General features: G+C 57.2%; 2 protein-coding genes. Both read left to right on the forward strand.

The features are described from left to right. The first annotated feature begins 20 nt into the window (after positions 1-20). On the forward strand, positions 21-1,214 hold the full coding sequence (locus NW815_RS12235; RefSeq protein WP_414388334.1) for a DUF2254 family protein: 1,194 nt from the start codon (positions 21-23) through the stop codon (positions 1,212-1,214). Then, entirely contained in the window at positions 1,198-1,626 is a 429-nt protein-coding gene (locus NW815_RS12240) for a hypothetical protein (RefSeq protein WP_414388331.1), read from the forward strand. The genes NW815_RS12235 and NW815_RS12240 overlap by 17 nt, the downstream gene beginning before the upstream one ends. The last annotated feature ends 22 nt before the right edge of the window (positions 1,627-1,648 follow it).

Genomic DNA, 1,648 nt, shown 5'->3' on the forward strand with positions numbered 1-1,648 from the left:
TTCAGCAGTGTTCAGCGTAAATGTATCAGAGACACACAGATCCAGGCTTTGTTGGGCGTCGCCCCCGCTTTCTGCCCTGGAGTGCTGCAGTGGTGGGGGCAGGTTTGCTTTGGGCTTGGGGTGGGCACCGCTGGATCCAGAGCGGGTTGAACCTGGTTCGGGCGGGATCCACGCAGGATACAGAAGCTTTGCAGGAATTTGTGGCCACCTTGGCCCAAGTGTTGTCGGGAGTGTTGGGCTTTACCCTCTCGGTGGTGGCCATTGTGGTGCAGTTGAGCGCGGATCGCTTCACGCCAAAGGTCACGGAGCTGTTTTTGCGCGAGAAAGTCAATTTCTACCTCTTCTTTTTCCTGATTCTGGCCAATGTGGTCAGTTTGTGGAGTTCGGCAGCCCTGGGCTTTTACGTTCGTGTTGGCGTTGCGGAGCAACACCCTCCAGGGTTGCTCGTCGGGCTGAATCTGCTGCTGGGCACAGCTTCGTTTTTGATGCTGATCCCCTACTTTCGCTTCGTGTTTCACTTCTTGCAACCGGCCTCGATTATCCATCGCATTGAGCAGCAGGTGCGGCAGGTCATCCTGGGATCCCTTGCTTCCAGGAGATCAGGATCGGACTCCGGATCCAAGAGGGGCTATTTCTCCCGTTGTTCACTGCAACTGCGGCCTCGTCACGACAACGTTGTGCAGCAACAGCGATGCGCAGGAATACAGGGTGCCGTAGGCATAGCAACAGAGCAGCACTCTCCAATGGGCGAATGCTCGCCAGCTCATCAGCGCTGCCTCTCGGCTCTGGATGAAATCAAAAGCATCGCCACCAGTGCTCTCCGTCAGCAGGAGGGGAGCATTCTCCTGGAAGCCTTGGACAGCTTGAAGTCTCTGTGGGTCTTCTATGCTGCTCACAAAGCACAACTGCCCCCTGCCTGGTTTCTCTTTACCCCGGCTCTGCGGCGGGATCCAGACTTTGCTTCGGTGGATAAGGGACTCTTGAGCCAGATTGAGGCAGAGGGATCCTGGCTGGAGCTGAAGATCCTGCGGCAGTATCAAGCCTTGTTTGCCGAGGGGCTAAACGGCATGCGCCAGGCAAGCACCCTGGTGGCCATTCACAGCCGGGAACTGGGGATCCGCGCCCTGGAAGCCCAACAACTCACGGTAGCGGGGTGGGTGATCAAGTTTTTCAACACCTATCTGCGGGCCGTCATCAGTGCTCCGCACCGCTAACGCGAACAACGCGCGAGACATCCGCAGCGGCTACAACCTGCTCAAGCAGTACCGCTTGTTGGCCGAGGCAGCCCTACAACACCGCCAGTCGGCTCTGGTCTTGCAGATTGTTGGCTACTTTCGCTACTACAGCTTAATTGCCTACAAAGCTGGTCTCTTTTTCCTATCTGAAACCTTTGGCTTTGATCTGGGAATGTTGGCCCAGTCGAGCTGTGCTCTGGGCTCTGAAACAACGGAAGCCATTGTGCAAGCCTTGTTACGTCTGGATCAGGATCCCGAAAGCGAGCAACAGGAAACCACCCTGCGTGGGATCCGCAAAACCCAAGTCCGCTTGGCAGCCTATCGCGTCAGCGGGACGGAGTCCTTTTTCCTCAGTCGTGGCCGGGAGGACTGGGCCAGGCTGTTCGCGTAAGCGGGACGGAGTCCTTTCGCGT

The organism is Synechococcus sp. R6-7 (assembly GCF_047461695.1).
Lineage (GTDB): Bacteria > Cyanobacteriota > Cyanobacteriia > Thermostichales > Thermostichaceae > Thermostichus.